We start from the raw sequence: 1,935 nt of genomic DNA, 5'->3' as shown, positions 1-1,935 counted from the left end.
CGCGACTACGCCAACACCACGAAGCCATCGTCCGCCGGGCCATGATCCACACCACCAGCAAACGCCTCACCTGAGAACAGGAACAGGCACTGACGAAACGCGACAAGCCATCATGTCCGGCAGCACCCAAGCCCGCGCCACGACTCTCCCAGCCGGTGCCTATCGTTCGCCTTGACCGAAAAATCGACACCTACGCAGGCGGCAGAGGCCTCGTCAAAGGCTCCCTCCCCACAGCTCGAACAGCCCAAAGCGAAACCGCGGAACGACGCTCGCGGACACTAGGTCTCTTCGTTGCACCGAGCTCCAGAATGCACCCGAAGAGGGGAATGTGGCTGGTACTTCCGTCCCAATGCTGTTGATCGATGCATATACAGTCCTTGCCAGGGCCGAAACCGGCACAGGAAGAGGCACTGCTGCACATTTGGTTGACCGGCCGTGTCTCCGACTTGATGACACTGTCTTCTACCGACCTTGAACGAGCCTGTCGAGAGTTCGACATGCTCGTCTGGCGGTGGGGGACCGAACGAGTCGGACGAGCACTCGAGACTCTCACCCAAGACTTCAAGTTCTGAATACAACTTGGGGTACAGGCCACCCCTGTTCGCGGCCGTATCCAGGGTGGAGCTGGGGATCAAGCTCGGGCGCCGGTTCAGGACGGTGCGAGTGGGTGGCTCCATCCCATCGACCGCCACGAGGGGTCATCGGTCCACCTCGAGGAGCAGGCTTCGGTAAAGCGTGGCGGGGCACAGGTCGGCGCCCTTGACCGAGCTTGATCAGGCTACGCCCGACCAATGGGACAGAGCAACCAGGACGCCCGGGTCGCAACGGAGGACGTCATTACCCGCCTTCGGTATTGACAGGTCGGAATACGCGGAACGGGTAGGCGAAGCGGCAGCGGTGACGACCGCAGACCTGAGCCAATGCACGCGTACGTGTATGCGGGACGAACTCAACAGGCCGTCCGCGCCGGGGCCGAGCTGGCTGACCTACCCCGCGTACACGGATGAACACTTCGTGACCTGCAATGTTCTTTGGGGGTGAGAGACAGGAAGCAGTGCGGCGCGGGGACCGGAGCCTTCCTCGAAGCAGGAGTGGCGGCAAGGAAGTGTCACTGCAGCAAACGAGGCGGTTGCGGAAGGTCAGGGATTCACGAGCGGACGGCGGCCATTCGCGACAGCAGGAACCGTGCGATCACCACGTGAAGCGGACGTACGAACAGCCACATGACGCGGGCCGCAGGACGGCGGTACTCGAGGAAAGTGACAAGAGTCAGCACTGTGGCTTCGACGCGTAGCACGAGGTTCGCCCGGACACCAAGCCATCCGTGAGTCGCAAGACGGGCCCAGCGAGGCTGACTGTCCTCGAGAGCCCAACCAAGCACGTGCTCGGCCGACGGGTACGGACCGAGTCGAACACTGATCGCCCTCCACCCGAGCCTCAAGCCAACCCGTGCGGACGCGGGCAGCGACTCGAAGATCGCCCGCAACCACACCTCCGCGGCGCGGGCATCCGCGCTGGGCACCCCCAGCTGGAACGCCTCCGCGTAATCAATGCGCTCCAGCGATGCATAGGAGCGGATTTCGTCGCTCACCGGGGCCGCGATCACGGCGCTCATGACGGTCGATGGTAGCCGACCTGCCCAGCTGCCGGGAACTCCATCGAGCCTTGCCGCGTTGCTCTCGGCTCTGTGTTCAAGATCCAGATGAAGAGCACCGGCAGGTCCGTGAGCTGCTCCGTGATGACCTCAGCTCCTCGGCTTGCACCAGCTGCGCGTGGCGGATCCGGGTATGCGACGCGCCAGAGCGGGGTGTCGCTGCGGCGCCGCAGGCCATGCCGTTCGGCCGAGTGCTCGCGCAGGTACGCCAGTGAGCCCGCGACGACTAGTCATGGTCGACTTTGCGGTACTCCTCGTCTGAATTTGGGGAGAGCGAGCGG

The 1,935-nt window shown here is 63.7% G+C and carries 1 protein-coding gene; it reads right to left on the bottom strand.

Annotation, left to right across the window (positions count from 1 at the left end; genetic code table 11):
* Positions 1–1,147: 1,147 nt before the first annotated feature.
* Entirely contained in the window at positions 1,148–1,615 is a 468-nt protein-coding gene (locus LCD31_RS28670) for a hypothetical protein (protein ID WP_224963307.1), read from the bottom strand.
* Positions 1,616–1,935: the final 320 nt, after the last annotated feature.

The organism is Saccharopolyspora sp. 6M (genome assembly GCF_020176775.1).
GTDB classification, from domain to species: Bacteria; Actinomycetota; Actinomycetes; order Mycobacteriales; family Pseudonocardiaceae; genus Saccharopolyspora_C; species Saccharopolyspora_C gregorii.
The sequence above is the reverse complement of the archived record's forward strand: the minus strand, read 5'-3'. Positions and strand labels throughout refer to the sequence as shown.